Source organism: Pelomonas sp. SE-A7, from assembly GCF_030345705.1.
Taxonomy (GTDB): domain Bacteria; phylum Pseudomonadota; class Gammaproteobacteria; order Burkholderiales; family Burkholderiaceae_C; genus JAUASW01.
The window spans coordinates 259452-284674 of record NZ_JAUASW010000003.1 but is presented as its reverse complement, the minus strand read 5'-3'; the positions used below and the strand labels follow the sequence as shown (position 1 = coordinate 284674).

The 25223-nt window shown below is 68.9% G+C and carries 26 protein-coding genes; 14 read left to right on the top strand and 12 right to left on the bottom strand.

Annotation, left to right across the window (positions count from 1 at the left end):
* Positions 1-26 precede the first annotated feature (26 nt).
* A complete protein-coding gene (locus QT382_RS19260) occupies positions 27-509 on the top strand; it encodes a hypothetical protein (RefSeq protein WP_289255747.1) in 483 nt (160 codons plus the stop codon).
* A 13-nt stretch (positions 510-522) separates the two neighbouring features.
* Here QT382_RS19260 and QT382_RS19255 read toward each other — a convergent pair whose 3' ends face one another.
* The 3 genes from QT382_RS19255 to QT382_RS19245 all read right to left on the bottom strand — a co-directional run bounded on the left by QT382_RS19255 (position 523) and on the right by QT382_RS19245 (position 3013).
* Complete coding sequence (locus QT382_RS19255; RefSeq protein ID WP_289255746.1) at positions 523-1434, bottom strand: sensor domain-containing diguanylate cyclase; 912 nt, start codon at positions 1432-1434, stop codon at positions 523-525.
* A gap of 35 nt (positions 1435-1469) precedes the next feature.
* Positions 1470-2120, bottom strand: coding sequence for a DUF2306 domain-containing protein (locus tag QT382_RS19250; RefSeq protein ID WP_289255745.1), 651 nt, complete (start codon positions 2118-2120; stop codon positions 1470-1472).
* 83 nt (positions 2121-2203) lie between these two features.
* Positions 2204-3013 carry a head GIN domain-containing protein gene (locus QT382_RS19245; RefSeq protein WP_289255744.1) on the bottom strand — a complete coding sequence of 270 codons (810 nt, stop codon included), beginning with the start codon at positions 3011-3013 and terminating at the stop codon, positions 2204-2206.
* A 143-nt stretch (positions 3014-3156) separates the two neighbouring features.
* Here QT382_RS19245 and ypfJ point away from each other — a divergent pair, with 143 nt between their 5' ends.
* The 6 genes from ypfJ to QT382_RS19215 all read left to right on the top strand — a co-directional run bounded on the left by ypfJ (position 3157) and on the right by QT382_RS19215 (position 10302).
* Positions 3157-4047 (top strand): KPN_02809 family neutral zinc metallopeptidase, encoded by an 891-nt coding sequence (gene ypfJ, locus QT382_RS19240; protein ID WP_289255743.1) that lies wholly within the window; start codon positions 3157-3159, stop codon positions 4045-4047.
* A 158-nt stretch (positions 4048-4205) separates the two neighbouring features.
* Positions 4206-4868: a hypothetical protein gene (locus QT382_RS19235; RefSeq protein WP_289255742.1), complete on the top strand. Its 663-nt coding sequence runs from the start codon at positions 4206-4208 to the stop codon at positions 4866-4868.
* Between the two features lie 68 nt (positions 4869-4936).
* Positions 4937-5215, top strand: a complete 279-nt coding sequence (locus QT382_RS19230; protein ID WP_289255741.1) for a hypothetical protein — start codon at positions 4937-4939, stop codon at positions 5213-5215.
* Positions 5216-5241: 26 nt separating this feature from the next.
* The gene (locus QT382_RS19225; protein WP_289255740.1) at positions 5242-6144 is read left to right on the top strand and encodes an HprK-related kinase A; all 903 of its coding nucleotides are present in this window, start codon (positions 5242-5244) and stop codon (positions 6142-6144) included.
* Complete coding sequence (locus tag QT382_RS19220; RefSeq protein WP_289255739.1) at positions 6131-7222, top strand: nucleotidyltransferase domain-containing protein; 1092 nt, start codon at positions 6131-6133, stop codon at positions 7220-7222. Before QT382_RS19225 ends, QT382_RS19220 begins: the two co-directional genes overlap by 14 nt.
* A 251-nt stretch (positions 7223-7473) precedes the next feature.
* A complete protein-coding gene (locus QT382_RS19215; RefSeq protein ID WP_289255738.1) occupies positions 7474-10302 on the top strand; it encodes a TonB-dependent receptor in 2829 nt (942 codons plus the stop codon).
* Between the two features lie 208 nt (positions 10303-10510).
* Here QT382_RS19215 and glpD read toward each other — a convergent pair whose 3' ends face one another.
* Complete coding sequence (glpD, locus tag QT382_RS19210; RefSeq protein WP_289255737.1) at positions 10511-12052, bottom strand: glycerol-3-phosphate dehydrogenase; 1542 nt, start codon at positions 12050-12052, stop codon at positions 10511-10513.
* A 29-nt stretch (positions 12053-12081) separates the two neighbouring features.
* Here glpD and glpK point away from each other — a divergent pair, with 29 nt between their 5' ends.
* The gene (gene glpK, locus QT382_RS19205; RefSeq protein WP_289255736.1) at positions 12082-13575 is read left to right on the top strand and encodes a glycerol kinase GlpK; all 1494 of its coding nucleotides are present in this window, start codon (positions 12082-12084) and stop codon (positions 13573-13575) included.
* 4 nt (positions 13576-13579) lie between these two features.
* Here glpK and QT382_RS19200 read toward each other — a convergent pair whose 3' ends face one another.
* Both QT382_RS19200 and QT382_RS19195 read right to left on the bottom strand, forming a co-directional pair.
* Complete coding sequence (locus QT382_RS19200; RefSeq protein WP_289255735.1) at positions 13580-15163, bottom strand: esterase/lipase family protein; 1584 nt, start codon at positions 15161-15163, stop codon at positions 13580-13582.
* A 47-nt stretch (positions 15164-15210) separates the two neighbouring features.
* A complete protein-coding gene (locus tag QT382_RS19195) occupies positions 15211-15795 on the bottom strand; it encodes a TMEM165/GDT1 family protein (protein ID WP_289255734.1) in 585 nt (194 codons plus the stop codon).
* A gap of 129 nt (positions 15796-15924) precedes the next feature.
* Here QT382_RS19195 and QT382_RS19190 point away from each other — a divergent pair, with 129 nt between their 5' ends.
* The 3 genes from QT382_RS19190 to QT382_RS19180 are packed head-to-tail and all read left to right on the top strand — an operon-like array spanning position 15925 to position 17267.
* The gene (locus QT382_RS19190; protein WP_289255733.1) at positions 15925-16305 is read left to right on the top strand and encodes a VOC family protein; all 381 of its coding nucleotides are present in this window, start codon (positions 15925-15927) and stop codon (positions 16303-16305) included.
* 18 nt (positions 16306-16323) lie between these two features.
* Positions 16324-16713 carry a VOC family protein gene (locus QT382_RS19185; RefSeq protein WP_289255732.1) on the top strand — a complete coding sequence of 130 codons (390 nt, stop codon included), beginning with the start codon at positions 16324-16326 and terminating at the stop codon, positions 16711-16713.
* A gap of 5 nt (positions 16714-16718) precedes the next feature.
* Positions 16719-17267: a DUF1697 domain-containing protein gene (locus QT382_RS19180; RefSeq protein WP_289255731.1), complete on the top strand. Its 549-nt coding sequence runs from the start codon at positions 16719-16721 to the stop codon at positions 17265-17267.
* Here the strand turns inward: QT382_RS19180 and QT382_RS19175 are convergent.
* On the bottom strand, positions 17249-18559 hold the full coding sequence (locus tag QT382_RS19175) for an NAD(P)/FAD-dependent oxidoreductase (RefSeq protein WP_289255730.1): 1311 nt from the start codon (positions 18557-18559) through the stop codon (positions 17249-17251). The two genes, QT382_RS19180 and QT382_RS19175, sit on opposite strands and share 19 nt — an antisense overlap.
* Positions 18560-18644: 85 nt before the next feature.
* On the opposite strand from QT382_RS19175, the gene QT382_RS19170 reads away from it, so the two are divergent.
* Positions 18645-19268, top strand: coding sequence for a glutathione S-transferase family protein (locus tag QT382_RS19170; protein WP_289255729.1), 624 nt, complete (start codon positions 18645-18647; stop codon positions 19266-19268).
* A gap of 5 nt (positions 19269-19273) precedes the next feature.
* On the opposite strand, the gene QT382_RS19165 is transcribed toward QT382_RS19170, so the two are convergent.
* Positions 19274-20191: a LysR family transcriptional regulator gene (locus QT382_RS19165; RefSeq protein WP_289255728.1), complete on the bottom strand. Its 918-nt coding sequence runs from the start codon at positions 20189-20191 to the stop codon at positions 19274-19276.
* 118 nt (positions 20192-20309) lie between these two features.
* Here QT382_RS19165 and QT382_RS19160 point away from each other — a divergent pair, with 118 nt between their 5' ends.
* Both QT382_RS19160 and QT382_RS19155 read left to right on the top strand, forming a co-directional pair.
* Positions 20310-21083, top strand: a complete 774-nt coding sequence (locus tag QT382_RS19160; protein WP_289255727.1) for an SDR family oxidoreductase — start codon at positions 20310-20312, stop codon at positions 21081-21083.
* Between the two features lie 27 nt (positions 21084-21110).
* Entirely contained in the window at positions 21111-21788 is a 678-nt protein-coding gene (locus tag QT382_RS19155) for a helix-turn-helix transcriptional regulator (protein ID WP_289255726.1), read from the top strand.
* On the opposite strand, the gene QT382_RS19150 is transcribed toward QT382_RS19155, so the two are convergent.
* The 4 genes from QT382_RS19150 to QT382_RS19135 are packed head-to-tail and all read right to left on the bottom strand — an operon-like array spanning position 21785 to position 25212.
* A complete protein-coding gene (locus QT382_RS19150; protein WP_289255725.1) occupies positions 21785-22336 on the bottom strand; it encodes an SRPBCC family protein in 552 nt (183 codons plus the stop codon). The genes QT382_RS19155 and QT382_RS19150 overlap by 4 nt on opposite strands.
* Complete coding sequence (locus QT382_RS19145) at positions 22327-23553, bottom strand: vWA domain-containing protein (RefSeq protein WP_289255724.1); 1227 nt, start codon at positions 23551-23553, stop codon at positions 22327-22329. The genes QT382_RS19150 and QT382_RS19145 overlap by 10 nt, the downstream gene beginning before the upstream one ends.
* Positions 23540-24427, bottom strand: a complete 888-nt coding sequence (locus QT382_RS19140) for an AAA family ATPase (RefSeq protein ID WP_289255723.1) — start codon at positions 24425-24427, stop codon at positions 23540-23542. Before QT382_RS19140 ends, QT382_RS19145 begins: the two co-directional genes overlap by 14 nt.
* Positions 24424-25212, bottom strand: coding sequence for an FAD binding domain-containing protein (locus tag QT382_RS19135; RefSeq protein WP_289255722.1), 789 nt, complete (start codon positions 25210-25212; stop codon positions 24424-24426). The genes QT382_RS19140 and QT382_RS19135 overlap by 4 nt, the downstream gene beginning before the upstream one ends.
* Positions 25213-25223 lie beyond the last annotated feature (11 nt).

Here is a 25223-nt window from a genome sequence, read left to right as displayed (position 1 = left end):
AGGGGGCGGCGGCCTAGTATGGCTGCGTGTCCGCGCCCTCCAAGACCCACGCCGCCAAGCCGCGAAAGCGCAATATCCGCGCCTATGCCAGCGGCGCCTTCAAGCCGCATGGCCAGATCGAGTTCTGGACCGAAGGGCCGGTGGTCCGTATCGAGGCACAGGGCCCGTTCAACCGCGAGGCCTTCGAGGCCGTGGGCCTGGCGATGCGCGAGCTGTTCGCTTCCACCTCGCTGGGGCCGGTCTTTGCCGACATCCTGGAGATCCGCCACAGCATCATGATCTCGCCCGAGGCGCTGGATGCCTTCGGCCAGTTCCTGGCCCTGATGAGCGCCAACAAGTCGGCGCCCCGGGCCGTGGCCTATGTGGTGGCGGCCGAGGTCGAGGGCCGCAGCCTGGTGCTGCCCTTGCTGCAGCGCCTCTACGACCAGCATGGCCGGCAGTTCGCCGCCTTCGAGACCATGGCCGAGGCCGAGGCCTGGGTGCGCGAGCGCCTGAGCGCTCCGCAGTGAGCCGCTAGGCCGGCTATGCCGGCGCGTCGTCGCGCTCGACCCGGTCGCGGCCCTGGGCCTTGGCGCGGTACAGCGCCTCGTCGGCCCGCTTCAGCAAGGCCTCGGCGGATTCGCCCCAGCGCGCCTCGACCAGTCCGCCCGAGCAGCGGTAGCCGAACTCCGGCTGCTCGGCCAGGGGCCGGCTCAGCCTGACCTTGGCCAGCAGCCGTTCGACGATGACGCCGGCCTGGCCCAGGGCCGCGGCCGGCAAGATCAGCAGGAACTCCTCGCCGCCCAGGCGCACGCAGCCGTCCTCGCGCCGGGTGCCGGCCAGCAGCTGGCGGGCGAAGTCGACCAGCACCTGGTCGCCGGCCGCATGGCCCAGCTGGTCGTTGACCTGCTTGAAATGGTCCAGGTCCAGCATGGCGATGCTGAGCGGCCATTGGTCGGCCGCGCCCAGCGCCTGCTGCAGCAGCTTCATGCCCTGGCGCCGGTTGGCCAGGCCGGTGAGCGAGTCGGTTTCGGCGGCGCGCAGCGCCTTGACATGGGCCTGGCGCAGCGAACGGGCGTCCTGGCGCAGGGCGGTGATGTCCATGGCCAGCAGCAGCATCCAGCCGTCCGGCAGCAGGGTTTCGCTGACCCACAGCCAGCGGCCATCGGCCAGGTCGGATTCGAAGGCCCGGTAGGGCAGCTTGCCGCGGCGCGTGCCGGTGGCGGCCAGCCAGGCCTCGATGTCGTCGGTCTCGATCACTGCGCCCTGGCCGCTGGCATGGTTGGCGCGCACCATGTCGGCCCAGCCCAGCCGGCCGTCCGGCTGCACCTTGAAGGCCTCGCAGAAGGCCTTGTTGGCCCAGCGCAGCACATCGTTCACATCGAACAGGGCCGCGGGATTGGGGCCGGCCTCGTGCAAGGCCAGCAGGGTCTGCGGCAAGGGGGATTCGCTCATGGGCCGGGGCGGGACTCCTCCGGCGGCATTCTGAACTATTGGGGCCGCAGCGCCAGCCCGGGCCGGGAGAGGCGCCAGAAGGTCCAGGCGATCGCCAGCAAGCCGAGCAGGGAAGGCAGCAGCTGCGGCCAGGGATACCAGAAGCGCATCAGATTGCCGGTCAGTGCCGACAGCATGGCGAACTGGGCCGCGATCAGCTTGTAGGCATGCTCGTAGCGCCAGAGCGTGGCATGCCAGCGTGGCGGGAACCGCCAGCGGGCCAGGTCGTAGGCGACCAGGCTCATCAGGGCCGCCAGCGTCGAGTAGCTGACCGTGGGATTGGCGCGTGTGCCGGGTGCGTCCGGCAGCCAGGCCAGCAGGCCCACGCTGGCGGCCAGGCCTAGCAGCGTCCAGAGCGCATCCAGCGTGTTGGGTCCGCGCTCCCGCGTGTAGACAGCGCGCCAGCCACCGACCAGCTGGTACAGCACGGTGGCGGTCAGCACGGCCAGCAAGGGCTGGGGTCGGAACAGCAGCGTGCCCAGCGTGGCCGTGAAGCAGACCACCAGGACCAGGGCGCCAAAAACGCGGCCCCAGGCGCGGTGCCTGGCCGTGCCCTTGGTCCGGGCCAGCATGACGAAGCCAATCAGCATGGCCATGCTGCCTGCGGCTATGTGCACAGCCAGCGAAGCCAGGTGCAAGCGCTCCATGTCTCCTCCTCTCCGTCTGAATCTCTATCGCCGCGGCCCCGGGGCGGATCTTTGCCTGCCCCTGATTGCCGCCATTTCTACGGTCAGCGCGCGCTGACCTCGCCCGAGCCGCTGACGCGCTGCGTCAGCTTGGGCCGGCCGGCATAGCTCAGGTCGCCCGAACCGCTGAGGCTGACGTCCAGCAGCTCGACCACGCCCAGCTCCAGATCGCCCGAGCCGCTCAGCTGGGCCTTGCAGGAATTGCCGACCAGGCTGCGGGCATCGACATCGCCCGAGCCGTGCAAGGCCCAGGTCTGCTGATCGGCCTTGCCGGCCAGGCTGAGGTCGCCCGAGCCGGACAAGGTGGCGCTCAGCTGCTTGACCTCCAGCAGGCCGATGCGCAGATCGCCCGAGCCCGACAGCGTCAGGGCCAGGCTGTCGCCCTTGAGCCGGTCAAGCGTGGCATCGCCCGAGCCGCTGATGGTCAGCGCCTGCAGTTGCTTGAAGTCCAGCCAGGCCACCGGCGAGTGGCGGGTGCTGTAGCCGGCGCCCTGCTGCACGCGCAGCACCAGGGTGTCGCCCTCGACCTTGGACTCGATCAGCGGCTCGATGTTGTCGTCGGCCGTGATCTTCAGCGACTCGCTGCCGGCCTGGTTCAGGCGCACGTCGATGGGGCCTTCCAGGCGCAACTTGGTGAACGGAGCGATGGCGCGGGCCTTCTCGACCACATGGCCCGAGCCCTTGGTGCGGCGGTTCGAGGGACCGTATTCGCTGGGGCCGCTGAGGCTGGCGGACCAGCCGTTGACGTCTTTCTTGATGCGCAGCCGCCAGTCGTTGTCGTTGCCGGCGGTGGCGGCCTGGGTGGCCAGCAGCAGGGCGAAGGGGAGGGCGAGGACATGGCGGATGCGGGGCATGGCGGGGCTCCTGATTTCGAGTGCCGCGCAGTGTGCGCCCGGTGCCCGGTCGGGCCAAGCGCCGGGTCGACGGATTGCGGGATGGCCCGGACAGGACGCATCCCGCTACGATGGGCCGCCAGCAGCATCAGGAGCAGCTCAGCATGAAGTGGGAAGGCCAGCGCGAGAGCGAGAACGTCGAGGACCACCGCGGTAACGGTGGTGGTGGGGGCGGCCTGCCCGGCCTCGGGGCCCTAGGCGGGCGTGGCCTGGGTGTGGGCGGCATCGTCGTCGTGCTGCTGCTGTCCTGGTTCCTGGGGGTCAACCCCATGAGCTTGCTGGGGGCGATGGATGGTGGCGGCGGCCTGGCCCAGGCACCGGCAGTTCGGCAACCGGCGGGCGAGACCGCCAATGACCCTGCCACCCGCTTCGCCAAGGTGGTGCTGGCCGATACCGAGGATGTCTGGGGCGCCTATTTCGAACGGGCCCAGCGCCGCTACGAGCCGCCGACGCTGGTCCTCTACAGCGGCCGCGAGGCCACGGCCTGTGGGCAGGGCGTGTCGGCCATGGGCCCGTTCTATTGCCCGGGCGACCGCAAGGTCTACCTGGACCTGAGCTTCAACGAGACGCTGAGCCAGCGCCTGGGCGCGCCTGGCGACTTTGCCCAGGCCTATGTGATCGCCCACGAGGTGGGCCACCATATCCAGAACCTGCTGGGCACCAGCGCCAGGATGGAGGCGGCCCGCCAGCGGCTGTCGGAGCGCGACTACAACGCGCTGAGCGTGCGTCTGGAACTGCAGGCCGACTGCCTGGCCGGCGTCTGGGCCTTCCACTCGCAGCGCGGCAAGGGCTGGCTGGAGCAGGGCGACCTGGAGGAGGGGCTGAACGCCGCGTCCCGCATCGGCGACGACACCTTGCAGCGCGAGGCCGGCCGCTCGGTCGTGCCCGAGAGCTTCACCCACGGCAGCAGCGCCCAGCGGGTGGGCTGGTTCAAACGCGGGCTGCAATCCGGCGAGATCAAGACCTGTGACAGTTTCAAGTCCGGGGCGGTCTGAGGCCCTAAAACCCCCTTGTCGCAGGATGAAGTCACATGGCCGACCACCTGTTTCAGGGGGGAGCGCGCACCGCGGCCGGCTTTGTGTGAAACACTCTGCTGGCGTCAGTTGCGGGCCTGGCTTGTTCTGCCATGGCCGACTGCGCAAGGGGAATCGAGATGAGCAAGCCCAACGACAATGAACCCCGGCTCGGCCCGTCCGGCGAGTCCGAGCCCGTCATGCCCGTCGCCAATCCGCGGCGCCGCCGTCTGCTGAAGGCCGGTGTTGGCGTGTCTCCCGTCCTGCTTTCGCTGGGCAGCAAGCCCGCCATGGCAGGCAACTTCCCTTGCGCCCACCACAATTCCGGCTGGGCTTCGGCCGGCAGCCGCTCGACGGTCGACAACGGCGACCACAGCAGCCACAACAGCGGTTGCAACCCGACCTACTGGAAGAACTGCAGCAACTCCGTCTGGACCAATCTGGGCTGCAGCAAGAGCAACACCAAGTTCTCGAGCTGCCTCGGTAGCGCGCCGCCGTCCAATATCTGCGCCGACAAGCTGTACGACGCGCTGAACTGCAGCGATCCGCTGATCCAGCATTTCGCCGCCAGCTACCTGAACTGCAAGAGCAGCAAGTACGGCAGCAACACCATCATGAACGAGACCAATCTGCGTGCATGGTGGCCGCTGTGCAAGGCCGCCAACTATGCGTCGATCGGTAGCGCGGGCAAGCTGTGGGACCGTCAGACCAAGGTCAAGGAAGTCCTGATCACCAACTCCGCGGACTCCCGCTACGGTGGCTTCCTGAACCTGATGCAGACGATCAATACCCGTTCGTCCTGATAGGCTACGGGCCCAGCACTGGCGCGCTTCAGGCGCGCCATTTTTTTGCTCGCTCAGGATTCAACGCCATGCCCTGGAAATCGACGGCCGCGGGACAGTTGCAGATCCGCCATTGGGCCGAATCCTGGCTGGTTTTCCACCCGCCGAGCGGGTCGGTGCACCTGCTGGATGAGCTGGTTGGCCAGGTGCTCAGCGAACTGGACCGCCTGCCGGAGCCCGCGGACACGGACCGCCTGGCCCGGCTGCTGCTGGACGGCGAAGAACCCGAGCCCCAGGATCAGGCCACCGTGCTTGAGGTGATGGAAGTCCTGAAGGGCTTGCGGCTGGTCGACGAGGTCCCGGTTTGAGACTGGGTGCGCTTGATCGCAATCAATTGGCCGAGCGTCTGAACGGCGAGGGGCTGGCGCTGGACATGGGCCCGGTGACGGTGCGAATCCGATCACCCTTCCGGCGCGTGCAGGACGGGATCGAGCTGCTCTATGCCGACTACCCAGTGGTCGATGCCACGGACTTCTGCGACTACGACTGCGAGGTGGCGGGAGGCCGTGGCCTGCGGCGCTGGTGGCGCCCGCAGACGCTGTTCGTCACCGACGGCCGTCCTCCGTTCAAGCCGCTGCCGGGCGGCCAGTCGCTGGCCATCCTCGAATGGGGGCTGAACTGGTGCGTGTCGGGCCAGCTGCAGCGCTACCTGGTGATCCATGCGGCGGTGATCGCCCGTGACGGCCTGGCCGCGGTGTTCCCGGCGCCACCGGGCTCAGGCAAGAGCACGCTTTGCGCCGGCCTGGTCTGCCGGGGCTGGCGCTTGCTGTCGGACGAGCTGTGCCTGGTCGACCTGGCTACGGGCGAGCTGGTGCCCATGCCGCGTCCCGTGAGTCTGAAGAATGCCTCCATCGAGGTGATCCGGGCATTCGCGCCGGAGGCCGTGCTCGGCCCGGTCACCCACGACACGCTGAAAGGCTCGGTCGGCCATATGCGTGCGCCGCGCGACAGCGTGTTGCGCGCCAAGGAGCGGGCCCGCCTGGCCTGGGTCGTGTTTCCGCAGTACCAGGCAGGAGCATCCCTGAGCACGGCGGCCCTGCCTCCCGGCGAGGCCCTGATCCATCTGGCCGACAACGCCTTCAACTTTCATGTCCACGGCGCGGTCGGCTTCAACGGCCTGGCCGACATGATCGAGAAGGCCGACTGCCTGCGGCTGTCCTACAGCCGATTGCCGGATGCGGTCGAGTTCTTCGACGGCCTGCTGTTGGCGAGGGGGGCTGAGCATGGCGCCGCGTGACCTCCTGACCCCCTTGCTGAGCCAGGCCTCCGGGCCTTGGCCGCGCTCCGGTGCCGAGTGGGAATTGCTGTTGCGCCAGGCCCGGCGGACCCGGCTGCAGGCCAGCCTGGCGCTGGAGCAGGCAAGGCAGCACGTGGCGGCACCGGCACCCGTGCTCGGGCATTTCGAGGACGCGAACCTGGTGGCGCAGGCCCAGGGCCGTGCGGTGCGCTGGGAGCTGATCGAGATCAGCCGGGCACTGCGCGGCCTGCAAGCACCGGTCGTGGTGCTGAAGGGGGCGGCCTACCTGCTGCTGGACCTGCCGTTCGCGAGGGGGCGGCTGTTCTCGGACATCGATCTGCTGGTGCACCGCGACAACCTGCCGCTGGCCGAGGCCATGCTGTCGGTTGCCGGCTGGCAGACCGGCAATCCTGACGAGTACGACCAGCGCTATTACCGGCAATGGATGCACGAGATCCCGCCGCTGGTCCATGGCGCCCGCAAGACCGTGGTCGACCTGCACCACAACATCCTGCCGCTGACCTCGCGCGTGCCGGTCGATGCCGAGCTGCTGCTGGCGGACATCGTGCCGCTCGAAGGCTGGCCCGGCCTGTACCGCCTGGCCGACGTCGACCTGGTGCTGCACATGGCGGTTCATCTGTTCATGGATGGTGAATTCGACAAGGGACTGCGCGATCTCTGCGACCTGCACGGACTGCTCACGCACTTCGGTGCCGATGCCCGGTTCTGGGAGCGCCTGCAGGCGCGGGCCGAAAGGCTTGGCATGGGGCGAACGCTTTACTACGCGTTGCGCTACGCGAAGCGGCTGCTGGGCACTGAGGTGCCGAGCTCGGCGCTGACCGCCACCGAGCCTTTTGGGCCGGCCTGGCCGGGGCTGATGGACGCTCTGTTTCAACGGGCGCTGCGTCCCGACGACCCCTCTTGCGAGGACGGCCTTACCGGACTCGCCCGCTGGCTTCTCTACTGGCGCGGCCATTGGCTGCGCATGCCGCTGCACCTGCTGGTCCTGCATCTGACCCGCAAGACCTGGCGCAGGATCTGGACAGACGACGACAAGGCGAAGGCGGAGACCGCCTGAACCGGCCGGTCTTGCGGGCTGAAACCACCTGTACCTCCGCCATACGCACGGGGTGGCCGCGTCGGCAACAAGTCATCCCGACGCTGTCGTTCCATCAGGGTTGTCACGGATGCCCGCATCAGTGGGCATCCAAAGAATCCCCCTCTTAGCCCGTAGTGGGCGACACCTGGACCATCCCATGGCGCGCTGAACTGTCGCGGGATGAAACAAGTCATAGGCTGCATCCCGCAGCTTCCGAGGAGAGAACAGCGATGAAATTCAAAGAAACCGCCACCTGCCGCGCCCTGCGCCAGGCCCTGGCCCTCGGCCTGCTGGCCGGCGTGGCCGCCGCCCCGGCCCTGGCCCAGGAAACCCAGACCCTGCAACGGGTCGAGGTGACCGGCTCCAACATCAAGCGGGTGGACGCCGAATCGGCCTCCCCGGTGCTGCTGATCAGTGCCCAGGACATCGCCCGTGCTGGCAAGGCCACCGTGGCCGAGTACCTGCAGACGCTGGGCGTGGACGGCGCCGGCTCGCTGCCCACCAGCTTCGGCAACGGTTTCGCGGCCGGCTCCACCGCCGTGTCGCTGCGCGGCCTGGGTGCCACCTCGACCCTGGTGCTGCTGAACGGCCGCCGCATGGCCCCGTTCGGCCGCGCCGATGACGGTCAGAAGACCTTCACCGACCTCAGCACCATCCCGATGGAGCTGGTCGAGCGCATCGAAATCCTGAAGGACGGCGCTTCGTCCGTGTACGGCGCCGACGCCATCGCCGGCGTGGTCAACATCATCCTGAAGAAGGACTTCACCGGCCACACCTTCCAGATGTCGACCGGCATCTCGCGCTACGGCGATGCCAAGCAGCACAAGGCCTCGCTGACCGGTGGCTACGGCGACCTGCTGAAGGACGGCTACAACCTGGTGTTCAACGCCGAGTGGTCCAAGAACGACCGCCTGCAGAACAGCGACCGTGCCGGCCGTGAATACATCGGCCATGCCGACCTGCGTCCCTGGGGCTATGGCATCAACACCCAGTTCGCCCGCGGCTACATCACCGGCAACAACAATGCCAACGAAAGCCCGGTCGGCCTGATCCGCAATCCGACCACGCTGGACTACGTGGCCCTGCCGGGTTGCGCGGCCCTGTCGGTCAGCACGCCCCAGGATCCCAAGGGCGGTTGCGTCTGGCACTACGACCAGTTCCGCTCCATGCAGCCCGAGATCCAGTCGACCAACCTGTATGCCGGCGGAACGGCCAAGCTGGGGGCTGACCTGCTGGGCTATTTCGACGTCGGCTATTCCAGCCGTTCGACCTCGTTCCTGATGATCCCGCCGACGATCACGCCGACGGTGGCGTTCCCGCCCAACGCGGCCTATCCGAGCGGCGTCATCAACTACGGCTCGGGCGCCGGCACCACCATCATGATGGCCGCCACGCATCCGCAGAACCCGTTCGGTGCCGCCGCCCGGATCCGCTACGTCGCCTTCGATGTGGGCCCGCAGGAGCGCAAGGCCGACAACAAGTTCAGCCGCGTGCTGGCGGGCGTCAAGGGCTCGGCCGCCGGCTGGGACTTCGATGCCGGTGTGATGTTCTCCAAGACTGCCCTGACCCTGGAGTACACCAACAGCATCCGCATGGACGTGCTGAAGGCCGCCCTGGGCGACCCGACCAGCAAGTGGTTCCCGTATTTCATCGGTTCGCAGGCCTTCAAGAACTCCAAGGACTTCTATGACGCGCTGCGCACCTCGCTGACGGCCGACCTGTCGACCGAGCTGAAGCTGGTCGACGTGAAGGCCTCGCGCGAGCTGATGCAGCTGGAAGGCGGCGCGCTGGGCCTGGCCATCGGCGCCGAGTACCGCAGCGACAAGCTGGATGCGCCTTCGCTGAGCGGCACCGAGACCGGCCTGGTCAATGCCAGCTATGTGGCCGCCAAGGGCGAGAGCACGGTCAAGGCCGCGTACGTCGAACTGCTGGCGCCGGTGCTCAAGGGCCTGGAGCTGTCGGGCGCCATCCGCTACGACAAGTACGACAAGTTCGACTCGACCACGCCCAAGCTGGGCGTCAAGTGGACGCCGATGAAGAGCCTGGCGCTGCGCGGCACCTACTCGGAAGGCTTCCGCGCGCCGGGCGCCGCCGAATCGGGCGCCGCCAGCCAGAGCACCGGCACGGCCACGGCCCGCGACCCGATCCGTTGCCCCAACGGCACACCGGCCGCCGGCGGCGGCACGACGGCCGACTGCTCGGCCAGCATCGCCGCGGTCAAGGTGGGCGATCCCAACCTGCAGCCCGAGAAGTCCAAGGGCATGACCCTGGGCCTGCTGTGGGACACGCCCATGGGCACGAGCGTGGCCGTGGACGGCTGGAAGATCAAGCGCAGCAATGAAATCAATCCGCTGCCCTATGCCGAAGCCGCCGCGCTGCCGACCGCGATCCGCGCCGACAACAACCTGGTCGTCAACGGCCAGGTGGTGCCGAACTCGGGCACCCTGCTGATCTCCAAGGCACCGTACCGCAACAGCAGCTACACCGAGGTCAAGGGCATTGACATCGACCTGAAGCACCGCTTCAACCTCGGTGACATGGGCCGCCTGACCCTGGGTGCCAACTGGACCCATCTGCTGAACTGGACCCGTGTCGAGCCCGACAGCAAGGACAGCACCGGCAAGGTCACGCCGGGCAAGGCCTACGAGTACGCCGGTACGCATGGCAACTGCGACACCTCGAACTGCATCGGCACGCCGCGCGACAAGATCAACCTGAACGGTACCTGGGACCTCGGCAGCCTGAGCATGAGCGGCCTGCTGAACTACCGCTCGGCGATCAAGAACATCGCGTTCGCCGGCGACCCCTGCGCCTCCAAGCTGGCTGACGGCAGCGACGGCCCGAACGCCCAGTGCCGCATCGGTGGCTTCTACACGCTCGACGTCTCGGTGCGCTACCAGTTCGACAAGAGTCTGCAGGTGTTCGGCTCCATCCAGAACCTGACCGACCGCATCGCGCCGCTGGATCCGTTCACCTACGGCACCATGAGCTACAACCCGATGGACTACAGCGGCGCGATCGGCCGCTACTACAAGGTCGGCCTGAAGTACCAATTCTGAGGCCGCGCACAGGGCCCGGAAGGGGCCTGTGGCTGCCGAAGGCCAGGCCACGATACAAGTGGACTGGCTGAGGCCGCGCACAGGGCCCGGAAGGGGCCTGTGGCTGCCGAAGGCCAGGCCACGATACAAGTGGACTGGCTGAGGTCGCGACAACTCGATCTGACAAGGGCGAGGCCGCAAGGCCCCGCCCTTTTTCATTGCTTCCAGATCAGGATCGGGCGTCGCACCAGGCGGCCACGGCCGCACGCTGGGCGGCATCCAGCCGCAAGCCCAGCTTGCTGCGGCGCCATAGCATGTCGTTGGCGCTGCAGGCCCATTCCTCGCGGTGCAGGAAGGCCAGCTCGGCCTCGTACAGGTCGGCGCCGAAATGCCGGCCCAGCTCGTCGAGGCTGGTTGCCGGTCCGAGCAACTGCTCGATCCGCGTGCCGTATGCATGGGCGAGCCGTCGCGCCATGCGGGCCGGCAGCCAGGGCCAGCGCTGCTGGACCGCGGCGAGGAAGCGCTCGAAGTCTTCGTCCGGTCTTGAGCTGGAGCGCTGGGACCAGGCGGCCAGCTCGCCACCGGGCAGCAGGGCGCCCTGGGTCCAGGCGGGACGGGGCTGGCCCAGCATCTCGGCGACCGAAGTGGCCGCGTCCTCGGCCAGCTTGCGGAAGGTGGTGATCTTGCCGCCCCAGACGCTCAGCAGCGGCGCCGCGCCCTCGTGCAGGGTCTCCAGCGCGTAGTCGCGCGTGATGGCTGCCGCGCTGCCCGAGGCATCGTCCAGCAAGGGGCGTACGCCGGCATAGCTCCAGACCACGTCGGAGGTCTGCACCGGCGCCTTGAAATAGCGGCTGGCCTGCTCGCACAGGTAGGCGATCTCGGCCTCGCTGATGCGCGCCAGCGCAAAGTTGGCAATGGCCTCGCGCGGCTGCTCCACGTCGGTCGTGCCGATCATGGTGAAGTCGCCCTCGTAGGGGATGGCGAAGATGATGCGGCCGTCCGGGTTCTGGAACAGATAGGCATGGTCATGCTCGAAGCGCCGCGGCACGACGATGTGGCTGCCCTTGACCAGGCGCAGATGCTTGGTGGCCAGCTTCTCGGCATGGGCCGGCTGTGCCACCTCGCGCAGAAAACTCTCGGCCCAGGGCCCGGCGGCATTGACCAGGGCGCGGGCCTGGACGATGCGCTCGCCCTGCGGCGTGGCCATCGTGGCCTGCCAGAGCTCGCGGCCGCGTCTGGCCTCGGTGACCGGGCTGCGGGTCAGGATCTCGGCGCCGCGCTGCTTGGCGTCCAGCGCGCAATGCAGGACCAGGCGTGCATCGTCGACCCAGCCGTCCGAGTAGATGAAGCCACGCGTGAAGCGATCCTGCAGCGGTTCTCCCAGCGGCGAGCGGCCTAGCTTCACGCCGCAGGAACCGGGCAGCCATTCGCGCCGGGCCAGGTGGTCGTAGAGGAAGAGGCCGGCACGGATCATCCAGGCCGGGCGCATGGCGCTGTCATGCGGCATCACGAAGCGCAGCGGCCGCATGATGTGGGGCGCGCTCTTGAGCAGCACCTCGCGCTCCAGCAGCGCCTTGCGCACCAGGCTGAACTCGTAGTACTCGAGGTAGCGCAGGCCGCCGTGGATCAGCTTGGTGCTGGCCGACGAGGTGTGCGAGGCCAGGTCTTGCGCCTCGGCCAGCAGCACCGAGAAACCGCGGCCCGCCAGGTCGCGCGCTATGCCGGCGCCGTTGATGCCTCCGCCGACCACCAGCACGTCGTAGCGTTCCATGCGCCGCATCCTAGCCCTAGACTCGGGCCATGGACTACCTGCTCGCCCTAGACCAAGGCACTTCCAGTTCGCGCAGCATCGCCTTCGACGCCAGGGGCCGCGGGGTGGCCCAGGCGCAGCGCGAGTTCAGCCAGCATTACCCGCAGCCCGGCTGGGTCGAGCATGACCCGCTGGAGATCTGGCAGAGCCAGCTCGCCACGGCCCGCGAGGCCATCGCCAAGGCCGGCTTGCCCGCCGGTGCGATCAAGGCCCTGGGCATCACCAACCAGCGCGAGACCACGGTCGTGTGGGAGCGCGCGAGCGGCAGGCCCATCCACCGCGCCATCGTCTGGCAGGACCGTCGCACCGAGCCGCTGTGCGCGCGGCTGCGCGAAGAGGGTCACGAGGCCCTGTTCCGCCAGCGCACCGGCCTGCTGCTGGACCCCTATTTCTCGGGCACCAAGCTGGCCTGGATTCTTGACAACATCCCCGGCGCCCGCGAGCAGGCCCAGCGCGGCGAGCTGGCGTTCGGCACCATTGACAGCTGGCTGGTCTGGCAGCTGACCGGCGGCCGGGTCCATGCCACCGATGTGTCGAACGCGGCCCGCACGCTGATGTTCGACGTGCACCTGAACCGCTGGGACGCGGAGCTGCTGGAGCTCTTGAACATCCCGGCCTCGCTCCTGCCCGAGGTGCGGCCCTCGGCCCATCGCTATGGCGACTGCGAGGCCTCGCTGCTCGGCGCGCCTCTGCCCATTGCGGGCATTGCCGGCGACCAGCAGGCGGCGCTGTTCGGCCAGGGCTGCTTCAGCGCCGGCATGGCCAAGAACACCTATGGCACCGGCTGCTTCATGCTGATGCACAGCGGCGAGGGCTTCCAGAAATCGACCAACGGCCTGATCACCACCAGCGCCGCCCAGGTGTCCAGCCGGCCCGAGTACGCGCTGGAAGGCAGCGTCTTCATCGGCGGCGCGGTCGTGCAGTGGCTGCGCGACGGCCTGCATGCGATCAAGGCCAGCAGCGAGGTCCAGGCGCTGGCCGAGAGCGTGCCCGATGCCGGTGGCGTGATGCTGGTGCCGGCCTTCACCGGCCTGGGCGCGCCCTACTGGAATCCCGAGGCGCGCGGCGCCATCGTGGGCCTCACGCGCGGCAGCAGCATGGCCCATATCGCCCGGGCAGCACTGGAGAGCATCGCCTTCCAGAGCGCCGCCCTTTTGCAAGCCATGAGCCGCGATGTCGTGGCCGGCGGCGGTGCGCCGGTCAGCGAGCTGCGGGTGGACGGCGGGGCCTGCGTCAACAACCTCCTGATGCAGTTCCAGGCCGACCTGCTGGGCATTGCTGTCGTGCGGCCCCAGGTGATTGAGACCACGGCCCTGGGCGCGGCCTACCTGGCGGGGCTGGGCGGTGGTGTCTACGGCAGTCTCGCGGAACTGGCGGGGCAATGGCAAGCCGAGCGGGTCTTCGAGCCCACGATGAGTCGCGACCGTGCGGCCGAGCTGATGGCCCGCTGGGAGCGGGCGGTGCGCCAGACCGTGGCGAACTAGCCGCCTAGTTCCAGGCCGAGACCATCAGCACGATGCGTCCGTCCAGGCCGGGCTTTCGCTGGCTCTTGGGCAGGGGCACCTCGATGCGGATGCCGCCGCCCTTGACCTGCGTATAGCTGAGCTTGCGCGTGGCCTGGCCGACCTGCTGGCTTTCCCAGCCATGCTTGACCCCCCATTCCCCGCCCGCCGCGGCCGGCGGCTCCAGCGAGATCTGCAGGCTGTCGCGGAACAAATGGCTGCCCTCGAAATGCTGGTCGGGCCAGAAGCGTTTTTCAATCAGGTAGTCGGGCACGCGCACCGCCACGTCCATGGCATAGGCCAGTGTGCGGTCGGCGTTGGAGACCTTGGAGCGGTTGCTGAGGAACACGGTAGACAGATAGACCAGATTGCCCGCGCTGTCCTTGCGCAGCAGCTCCTGGTGGCTGCGGCAGGCCGGCGAGTCTTCTTCCGAGGTGCGGCGGCTCAAATACCAGCGCTTGCCGCGCGGCCGGGCCAGCAGCTCGAACTGGTAGAGGGCCTGGACCTCGGCCTGGTCTTCCAGCGCCGCCGGCAGACGGACCTCGTCCACCTGCACCCACAGGTCCACGCGCACGTCGCCGAACAGGAAACGCGACAGGTTCTGATAGGCCTCTTCGCTGTTGACTATGCCGAAAGGCCCGGAATGCGAGCGGTAGCAATAGGCGGTGGGGGCGGTGCCGGCGATATTGCCCTGCTCGTCCACGCCCCAGACCGAGGCATTGCCGACCTTGACCAGGCCGTCGCTGCCATGGCCGGCGAAAGTGCGCGACAGGCCCAGGGCCGCGTCGTAGTCGCTGCGGTTGGTGCCGACCATGCAGAAGAAGCGCTCCAGCGGAAAGCTGCGCGAGGGCAGGAAGTCCACCCGCTGGTAGCGCAGGTAGACCGCATCCAGGTTCAGGTAGTCCTTCATGCGTTCGTGGCTGAAGGTGTTGATCTCGTTCAGGCCCATCCAGGACGGCACATTGCGCCCGGCCACCTCGATGCCGTTGTGTGGCGTGGCATAGGTGAAGACCTTGTCGACCGCGCGGCGCGCCTCCTCGCTGCCGAGCCTGGGGTTCTGCAGCATGCCACGCACCACCAGGCCGCCCATCGAGTGGGCGACCAGATAGCATCGAAAGTCCGCGGCCTTCATGGCCTCGCCCTGATGAGCCAGCACCAGCTCCCGCACCCGCAGGATCAGCTCCGACAGGCCCTGGCAGTAGTGCTCGATGGGCTGGGACTTGCCATTACCGAACCAGGCCGAGCCTTCGTCGTAGTAGCGGTAGATGACGACCGAGCGCGGCGGTATGCCGCGGCCGGGCTGGCCGTCAATGCTGCGCGGCCGCCAGTCCGGATCCATGATGTCCAGGCCGTTCTCGTAGACATCGCTGTAGCCATGCTCGGCCGCCAGGCGCAAGAGCGGCGACTCGAACACGAATTTCTTGGCCGGGTCCTGCCGGCTGGGGCCGGCGCGGTAGACGGTGGAGCCGAGATTGAAGCCGCAAAACGGATCGACGGCCGTCTCGTTGCGCTCGGCCTCGGTCATCGCATAGCCGCGGACGTAGATGATCGGGTAATAGGTCTCTGCCATGGGTCCCTCCTCGGAAAAGGACCGCTTATAGGCGCGCCCTGCCGGGCCTACAACCCCAAGCTTTGACCTGCTCCCAGCAAGGTGGCGATGCCCAGCACGGCGAACAGCACGGCAGCGATGCGGTGGACCAGCTGCACCGGCATGCGGCCCGCGAGGCGCTCGCCCAGCAGCACGGCCGGCACGTTGGCGATCATCATGCCCAGCGTGGTGCCGGCGACCACGGCCAGCAGCGAATCGAAGCGCGCGGCCAGGCCCACGGTGGCGATTTGCGTCTTGTCGCCCATCTCGGCCAGGAAGAAGGCCACCACAGTCGTGCCCAGCACGCCCAGGCCCAGCTTCTGCCGGCCCTCGGTTTCTTCGTCGAGCTGATCGGGAACCATGGTCCAGGCGGCCATGGCGATGAAGCCCAGGCCCAGGCCCCAGCGCAGCCATTGCGGGTTGGCCAGGCCGGTCAGCCAATGGCCGACGAAGCCGGCGCCGGCATGGTTCACGAGGGTGGCGATCAGGATGCCGAGGCTGATGGTCAGCGCGCGGCCGGGGTAGCGGGCCGCCAGCAGAAAGGCCAGCAACTGAGTCTTGTCGCCGATTTCGGCCAGGGCCACGAGGCCGGTGGAGACGAGGAAGGCTTCCATCCTTCGGGAGCAGGGAGTCGTGGGGTCGCTGATTGTCGGTGCAGCGGCCGAAGGGCAACTGCCACACCGTTGTCAGCAGCGGCGCGGCACCATGGCGCCCTGCCATCACCACCCTGAGGAGAGAGAAAGATGACGAACGCCCTGAACTGGTTCGAGATCCCCGTGACCGACATGGACCGCGCCCAGCGCTTCTACGAGACCCTGCTCGACAAGCCGCTGCGCCGCGAGGCCATGGGGCCCTATGAAATGGCCGTGTTTCCGTATGAGGAACCCAGCGGCACCGGTGGCGCCCTGATACGCGGCGGCAATGCCTCGGCGCCCTCCACCGAGGGCAGCCTGGTCTACCTGAACCTGGTCGGCGACACTCCGCTGGCCGCGGTGATCGAACGGGCCACCCGGGCCGGCGCAGCCATCCTGCTGGACCGCATGGAGCTGCCCGACGGCATAGGCGTGATCGCCCATCTGCAGGACACCGAGGGCAACCGCGTCGGCCTGCATGCCATGGCCTGAGTTGGAGTGAGAGGAACCATGCAGTTCGCCTACACCATCGTCTACGTCAGCGACGTCGAGGCTTCGCTGAGCTTCTTCGAAAAGGCCTTCGGCCTGCAGCGCCGATTCCTGCATGAGTCGGGTGGCTACGGCGAACTGGAGACTGGCGGCACGACGCTGTCGTTTGCCCGCCATGACGTGGCCCGGGGCAACCTGGGCCACGACTATGTGCCGGCCGACGACAGCCCGCGCCCGCTGGGCATGGAACTGGGCCTGGCCTGCGCCGACGTGCCGGCCGCCTACCAGCAGGCCCTGGCGGCCGGCGCCTTCGGCATGGCGGCACCGACCACCAAGCCCTGGGGCCAGACCGTGGCCTATGTGCGCTGCCCCGACGGCACCCTGGTCGAACTCTGCACGCCCATGGGCTGAGCCGCATGGCAGCAAAACCCCAACGCTATGTGGCCCTGTTCCGCGGCATCAACGTGGGCAAGGCCAAGCGCATCGCCATGGCCGACCTGCGCGAGCTGCTGACCGGCCTGGGCTATGGCCGGGTCGAGACCCTGCTCAACAGCGGCAATGCCTGCTTCGATGCCAGCGGCCGAGCCGCCCAGCATGGCGAACGCATACGCCAGGCGGTGCTGGAGACGCTGGGCGTCGATGCCGCTGTGCTGGTCAAGTCGGCGGCGGAGATCGATGCCGCGATCCAGGGCCTGCCTATGAAGGCCGAGGCCGAGGCGGATCCCTCGCACCTGCTGGTGGCCCTGATCGAGGATGCCAAGGCGCTGCAAGCGCTGCAGCCCTTGCTGGCCAGGGACTGGGGCGTCGAGCAGCTGCGCCAGGTTGGCGATTGCGCCTACCTCAGCTGTCCGGTCGGCATCAACGACAGCCCGCTGGCCCTGGCGCTGTCCAAGGCCTTGCGCAGCGGCGTGACCACGCGCAACTGGTCCACGCTCCTGAAGATCCGTCAGGCTCTGTCCGCCTGAAGCGGCGCCGGTTCGGCGATCACGCGCGCATAGCGCTGGAAGCTCCAATAGGCCCAGGCCCAGTCCATCAGCACCACCAGGCGGTTGCGGAATCCGATCAGGAAGTAGATGTGGACGAAGAGCCAGAACAGCCAGGCGAAATAGCCCGAGAACTGCCAGCGGCCCACGTCGGCCACCGCCGCCTTGCGGCCTATGGTGGCGAGCGCGCCGTAGTCCAGGTAGCGGAACGGCGGCAGGGCTGGCCGGCCTGAAAGCCGCGCCAGGATCTGCCGCGCCGCATGCCGGCCCATTTGCTTGGCGCCAGGGCTGACGCCGGGCACGGGCTGGGTCGTACCGTCCTTCTCATGGCTGAGCGCCGCGGCCAGGTCGCCGACGACGAAGACCTCTTGATGGCCGGGGATGTTGAGGCTGCCATCGACGATGACCCGGCCGGCCCGGTCCAGCGGCACCTCCAGCTGGCGGCCCAGCGGCGAGGCCGCCACGCCGGCCGCCCAGACCACGGTGCGCGCGGCGATGCGGCGGCGCTCGCCGCCTTGTTCCAGCTCCACGCCGTCGGCGTCGATGGCGACCACCCGCGCACCGGTCTCGACCCGCACGCCCAGGCCTTCCAGCTGTTGCCTGGCCTTGGTCGAAAGCCCGGGCTTGAAGGCCTGCAGCACCCGGTCCGAGCCTTCCAGCAGCATCACCTGGGCCTGGCCAGGGTCTATGCGGCGGAACTCGTGGCGCAAGGTGTGGCGGGCGATCTCGGCCAGGGTGCCGGCCATCTCGACGCCGGTCGGGCCGGCGCCTATGACGATGAAGTTCAGCAAGGCCTTGCGCTCGGCTTCGTCGGCCGTGACCTCGGCCCGCTCGAAGGCGCTGAGCAGCTTGGCTCGCAGCTGGAAGGCATCGCCCAGCGTCTTCAGGCCCGGCGCATGCTCGGCCCAGTCATCGCGGCCGAAATAGCTGTGGGTGGCACCGGCGGCAACGATCAGCGAGTCGTAGGCGATGGCCTGGCCATCGGCCAGCAAGACCTGGCGCCGGTCCTTGGCGATGCCGGTGACCTCGGCCATCAGCACGGTGACATTGCGCTGCTTGCGCAGCATGTGACGGATGGGCGCGGCGATGGAAGGGGCCGACAGGCCCGCGGTGGCGACCTGGTAGAGCAGGGGCTGGAACAGATGGTGGTTGCTGCGGTCCACCAGGGTGATGCGGACCCGTGGATGGTTCAGCGCGCGGGCGGCTTCCAGGCCGCCGAAACCGCAGCCGATGATGACGACATGGTGTGGAGAAGGGGCATTGGCATGGCTCATGCGGGCCATTGTTGCGCTGCCGCAAAATGGCCGCCATGCCGTATCGCTATGCCCTCATGCCGGCCCCTGAACCCAGAATCCGCCCATGCTGAAAATCCTCGGAAAACCCACCTCGATCAATGTGCGCAAGGTCCTGTGGACCTGCGTGGAACTGGACCTGGCCTATGAGCTGGACCCCTGGGGCAGCGGTTTTCGCGACACGGCCCAGCCCGAGTTCCTGGCCCTCAACCCGAACGGCCTGGTGCCGGTGATACGCGACGGCGACTTCGTGCTGTGGGAGTCGAACACCATCTGCCGCTACCTGGTCGGCCAGGCCGGCCGGCTTGACCTGCTGCCTGTCGAGCCGCAGGCGCGGGCCCGGGTCGAGCAGTGGATGGACTGGCAGGCCACCGAGCTGAACAACAGCTGGCGCTATGCCTTCATGGCCCTGGTGCGCCAGAGCCCGGCCCACCAGGACGCGGCCTCCATCGCGGCCGGCGTGGCGGGCTGGAACCGCCACATGGCGATGCTGGACGCGCAGCTCGCCGCCACCGGCGCCTTCGTGGCCGGCGGGCAGTTCACGCTGGCCGATGTGCTGATCGGCCTGTCGGCCCAGCGCTGGAAGGTGGCGCCCATCGAGCATGCCGAGCTGCCGGCGGTCGAGGCCTATCTGCGGCGCCTGGGTGATCGGCCAGGCTTCCGGCTGCACGGCGCCAACGGCATGCCCTGAGGCTTTCAGGCCGGCAGGCCGTCGATCAGCCGCTTGGCCAGGCGCGGTTCGGCCAGGCGGTCCAGCCACCAGCGCAAGGCCTGACCCTCGCCGCCGTCGCGGCTGCGCCAGCCCAGGTAGAGCACATTGGGTTCGCGCGGCTGGGCCATGCGCTTCTCGACCAGCTCGCCGCGCTCTATCAGGCCTTGCACCCGCCGCGCCGGCAGCCAGCCAACGCCCAGGCCTTCTCGCTGGGCGAGGATCTTGGCCCGCATGGTCGGCACGGCCAGCCTGGGCTGGCCGGTCTGCAGGCCGTAGCTGCGCTCGCCGGATTGGCGCGAGCTGTCGCCCACGACCACGGCCCGGTGCTTCTGCACCTGCTCGGGCTTGAGCGGCTCGCGGGCCCGGGCCAGCGGATGCCGCGGCGCCACCGCGAAGCTCCAGTCCATGCGGCCCAGCTCGGCCCAGCGCAGGCCGGCGATGGTCGGAGGTTCGTTGGTCGCGCCAATCACCAAGTCGGCCCGGCCCTCGCGCAGCGCCTCCCAGGTGCCGCCCAGCACCTCGTGACCTATGCGCAGCGGCACGCCGGAACCCAGGGCGTCGAAGTCGCGTATCACCGGCAGCAGGGTCTCGAACTCGAAGATCTCGTCGCAGACTATCCACAGCCGGTCTTCCCAGCCCCGCGCCACCTGCTTGACCCGCAGCGTCAGCCGCTGCACGTCCTCATGGATGCGGGCCGACTCCTCCACCAGCACGCGGCCGGCCGGGCTCAGCTGCAGGCGGTAGCGGCGGCGGTCGAACAAGAGGGCATCGAGCCGGTTCTCGAGCTGGCGGGCCGCATGGGAGATGGTGGACGGGGCCTTGCCCAGCAAGGCGGCGGCGCGCGAGAGGCTGCCGGTATCGCGGATCGCCTGCAGGAGCTGCAGTTCATCGGGCGACAACATGTTCGATTCCTTCGAACGTTTGCATCGGCGCCATGGTACGGCAGTGGGGCACGCAAACCGGACATTGGGGACACGGCGACATCGATACGCCGCTCAACCCAGCCCCAAGGAGATCCTCATGTCCGCCATCACCACCACCACTTCCCAACGCTTCGCCAACAAGACCGTCCTGGTCACCGGCGGCAGCAGCGGCATAGGCCTGGCCGCCGCCCGCGCCTTTGCCAACGAAGGCGCCCGCGTCGTCATCACCGGCCGCGACGAGGCCACTTTGCAAGCGGCCCGCGAGCAGCTGGGCGGCGCGGCCCTGGTGCTGCGCAACGATGCCTCCGACCTGGGCCAGGCCCGTGCATTGGCCAGCCTGCTGTCCGACCAGGGCCTGCGCCTCGATGCCGTCTTCATCAATGCCGGCATGGCCCGCTTCGCCGGCCTGGCCGATGTGGACGAGGCCCTGTGGGACGCCACCTTCGGCGCCAACGTCAAGGGTGCGTTCTTCCAGATCCAGGCCCTGGCCCCGCTGCTGAACAAGGGCGCGTCCATCGTGCTCAACGGCTCGATCAATGCCCGTATCGGCATGCCCAATTCCTCGGTCTATGCGGCCAGCAAGGCGGCGCTGATCTCGCTGGCCAAGACCCTGTCGGCCGAGCTGCTGCCGCGCGGCGTGCGGGTCAACGTGGTCAGCCCGGGACCGGTCCACACGCCGCTGTACGGCAAGCTGGGCATGGACGAAACCACGCTGGCCAGCGTGGCCGCCGAGATCCAGAGCCAGGTGCCGCTGGGCCGCTTCGGCACTTCGGCCGAGATCGCCTCGACCGTGCTGCACCTGGCCGCGCCGGAGTCGGCCTTCATCGTCGGCACCGAAATCATTGCCGACGGCGGCATGAGCCAGCTGTGAACGGCGGGCGCGGCACAATGCCCGCCCATGCGCCGCGCCGACCGCCTGTTCCAGATCGTCCAGCTGATACGAGGCCGACGCCTCACCACCGCCGAATTCCTGGCCGAGCGGCTGGAGGTGTCGGTCCGCACCGTCTACCGCGACGTGGCCGCCCTGCAGCAGCAGGGCGTGCCCATCGACGGCGAGGCCGGCGTGGGCTACCGCATGCGGGCCGGCTTCGACCTTCCGCCGCTGATGTTCAGCAAGGACGAGGCGCAAGCCCTGGTGGCCGCCGTGCGACTGGCCCAGCCGCAGCTGGACGAAGGCCTGTCCGGCGAGGCCGAGCAGGCGCTGGGCAAGATCCTGGCCGTGCTCAGCCCCACGGCCCGCGCCGCGGCCGAGAGCCTGGCCGTCTTCGCGCCGCAGAGCGGCCTGGACGCCGCGACCCGCGAACGACTGGCGCGGCTGCGCGAGGCCACCGAGAGCCGCCACAAGCTCAGGCTGGACTACCAGGACCTCAGCGAAACCCCCAGCCTGCGCACCGTGCGGCCGCTGGCCTGCTTCTTCTGGGGCCCGTCCTGGACCCTGGCCGCCTGGTGCGAGCTGCGCGAGGACTTCCGCAGTTTCCGGGTGGACCGCATCCGCTCGCTGGCGGTGCTGGACGAACGCTTCCGCGACGAGCCGGGCAAGACCCTGGCCGACATGAACCGCCAGCGCGATGCCTAGAGCTTGCCCGTGAAGATCCGGCCCAGCCAGCCCAGGTACCAGTCCAGGAAGCGCTGGAACAGCGACTTGGGCGGAGGAGGGGGCGGAGGCGGGGGGACCTCGTAGCGCTGTTGCAGGGCGGCATTGAAGGCCGCGAAGAAATCGCTGGCCATCTTCTGGGCCGCCAGGTCCACCAGGCGCGAACCGATCTGGGCGATCTTGCCGCCCACGCTCGCCACCACCGTGTAGTGCAGCAGGCACTGATTCGGCCCCAGCGTCTCCAGCCGCACCTGGGCCTGGCCCTTGCCGTGGCCGGCAGCGCCGCCCTGGCCTTCGAAGGCGAGCTGATAGCCCGAGGGCGGCCGCAGGTCCGAGAGCTGCAGCCGCCCCTTGAACTTGGCCTTGACCGGGCCGATGGAGATCGAGAGCACGGCCTCGTAGGCGTTGTCGCCCAGGGCGGTGAGCGACTCGCAGCCGGTGATGGCGGCCTTGAGCATGTCCACGTCGTTCAGCGCCTCCCAGGCCTGGGCCTGGGACACGGGCAGGGTTTCGTCGCCGCTCAGTTGCATAGCAATCGTTGGGTGAGGTCTTGGAGGCTGGCCACATTGTGGGCCGGCAGATGCCGGCTGACCTCGGGCAGCAGCGCGCGGATGCCGGCGGCGCGTGGCTCGAAGCCGTCGAAGCGCAAGAGCGGGTTCAGCCAAAGGAGGCGCCGGCACGAAAGCCGCAGCCGCTGTGCCTCGAAGGCCAGGCGTTCGCAGCGCGGGTCCTCCTCGCTGCCTTGCTCCAGGCCATCGGTGATCAGGAGCACCGTGCTGTCGCTGCTCAGAACACGGCGTGCCCATTGCCGGTTGAACTGGTGCATGCAGTCGCTGATGCGGGTGCCGCCCGACCAGTCCTCGACCCGGCGCGAGACGGCGCTGATCGCCAGGTCCGGATCGCGCTGCTTCAGCAAGCGCGTCACCGGCGTCAGTCGCGTGCCAAAGACAAAGCTGTGGACGCGTGGTGCCTTGCGCTGCTCGGCCGGATTGGCCAGGCCATGGGCCAGATGCAGGAGCATGCGCGAGTAGCGGCTCATCGAGCCGGAGATGTCGGCCAGCACCACCAGCGGCGCCAGCTGCTCGCGCGGCGCCTCGCGCGCCGGGGCCAGCGTTGCGCTGCGTGCCTCCTGCCGAAGCGTGGCGCGCCAGGCGATGCGACCGCGCTCGGCAGCCCGGTGGCGACGGCTGGGTCGGGCGTCGAACAGTGGCCGCAGCTGGCGCACCAGGCGCTTGGCCTGGGTCCATTCGGCGTTCGTCATGGTCTCGAAGTCCTGCTGGCGCAAGACCTCGCGCTGGCTCCAGCTCAGCGCCGCGTCGATCTCGAGTTGCTCGGGCGGCTCGTCGTCCGAGGCCTGCGCGACCGGCTGCGGGAACAAGGCCTCGGCCAGGCGACGGTTCTCCGGCGGCGGCGTGCCGGCCTTCGCCACCGGGGCCTGCGGCAGCAGCATGGCCAGCACCCGGCCCAGCAGGTCGGGGTCGCGCCAGAAGATGTGAAAAGCCTGGTCGAACAGCAGCCGGTGCTCGGCCCGGTCCACCAGGCAGGCGGCCAGCACCGCCTTGAAGTCGCGCCGCGATTCCAGTCCGGCGACCTGCAGGGCCTGCAGCGCGAGCTGGATGCGGTCGCTGCCCACGCTCAGGCCGGCGGTGCGCAGCACGCGGCCGAAGTGGACGAGGTTCTCGGCCAATCGGCCCTCGGGGGGCCGCGAGCTTGTCGAGCGTGGGGGCTTGGCGTCAGCGCTGGACATCGAGCCTCACCTGCTCCAGCAGCCGCGCCGCTTCCGAGCCCTGCACGCGGGCGATGTCGTCCTGGTACTTGAGCAGCACGCCCAGGGTCTGCTGCACGGTCGCCGGGTCCAGGGCCACGGCGTCCAGCTCCAGCAGGGCCCGCGACCATTCGATGCTCTCGGCCACGCCGGGCAGCTTGTAGAGGTCCAGGCGGCGCAGGCCCTGGATGAAGGCGACGACCTGGCGGGCCAGGGCCTCGGACGCACCGGGGACGCGCAGCCTGAGGATTTGCAGCTCGCGCGTGGCGTCCGGAAAGTCGACCCAGTGGTAGAGGCAGCGGCGCTTGACCGCATCGTGGATCTCGCGCGTGCGGTTGCTGGTGACGACGACGATGGGCGGCTCCGCCGCCCGGATCACGCCCAGCTCCGGAATGCTGAGCTGGAACTCGCTCAGCAATTCCAGCAGAAAGGCCTCGAAGGGTTCGTCGGCCCGATCCAGCTCGTCGATCAGGAGCACCGGCGGACCCGGCAACTCCAGTGCCTGCAAGAGTGGACGGGCGATCAGGAAGCGCCGGTCGAAGAATTGCTCGGCCTTGGACTCGGGCCCGGCGAGCTTGATCTCCAGCATCTGGCGCGCGTAGTTCCACTCATAGGCGCTGGACGCCAGGTCCAGGCCTTCGTAGCACTGCAGGCGCAGTAGTGGCCGGTCCAGCATCGCGGCCAGCACCTTGGCGATCTCGGTCTTGCCGGTGCCGGGCTCGCCCTCCAGGAACAGCGGCCGCTGCAGCCGCAGCGCGAGAAAGGCCGTGGCCGCCAGCTCGCGCTGGGCCACATAGCCTTGCGCCAGCAGCGCGGCCGCGCAGTCGTCGATGCTCTGCGGAAGCCCTGTTGTCATCCAGCCGCCGTCACGGCGCGGCCGGCCAGCACCGGGATCAGGGCGGCGCGGTAGACCGCCGAACCATGCAGATCGCTGTTCAGGCCTTCATCGCTGATCACCACTTTGGCCGCGGCCGTGCCGCTCCAGTCCGCCGCCAGCGCGGCTTCCAGCTTGGTGGCGCGGAACACGCAGGGGCCGGCGCCGGTCACGGCCACGCGGGTGCCGGAGGCGGTCCTGGCCACGAACACGCCGACGATGGAGAAGCGCGAAGCCGGCTGCTTGAACTTCTGCCAGCCGGCCTTGCTCGGCACCGGGAAGCTGACTTCGCGGATGATCTCGCCCTCGGCCAGGTCGGTCTCATACAGGCCCTTGAAGAAGTCGTCGGCCGCGATCTGCCGGCGGTCGGTGATCACCGTGGCGCCCAGGCCCAGCACGGCCGCCGGATAGCAGGCCGCCGGGTCGTTGTTGGCCAGGCTGCCGCCCAAGGTGCCGCGGTTGCGGACCTGGCGGTCGCCTATGTTTCCGGCCAGCTCGGCCAGGGCCGGAATCGCCCGTTGCACCTCGGGCGAGGCGGCCACCGAGGCATGGGTGGCCATGGCGCCGATCACGATCTCGTTGTTCTCGAGCCGGATGCCGCGCAGCTCGGCCAGGCCGCCCAGGTCGACCAGGCCGGCCGGCATCGCCAGGCCCAGCTTGATCGCCCCCAGCAGCGACTGGCCGCCGGCCAGGATCTTGGTATCCGCCTGGCCCGCGGCCTGGGCGGCAGCGGCCAGCGAAGTGGCTTGTTGATAGCTGAAGCTCATGCTGTTCTCCC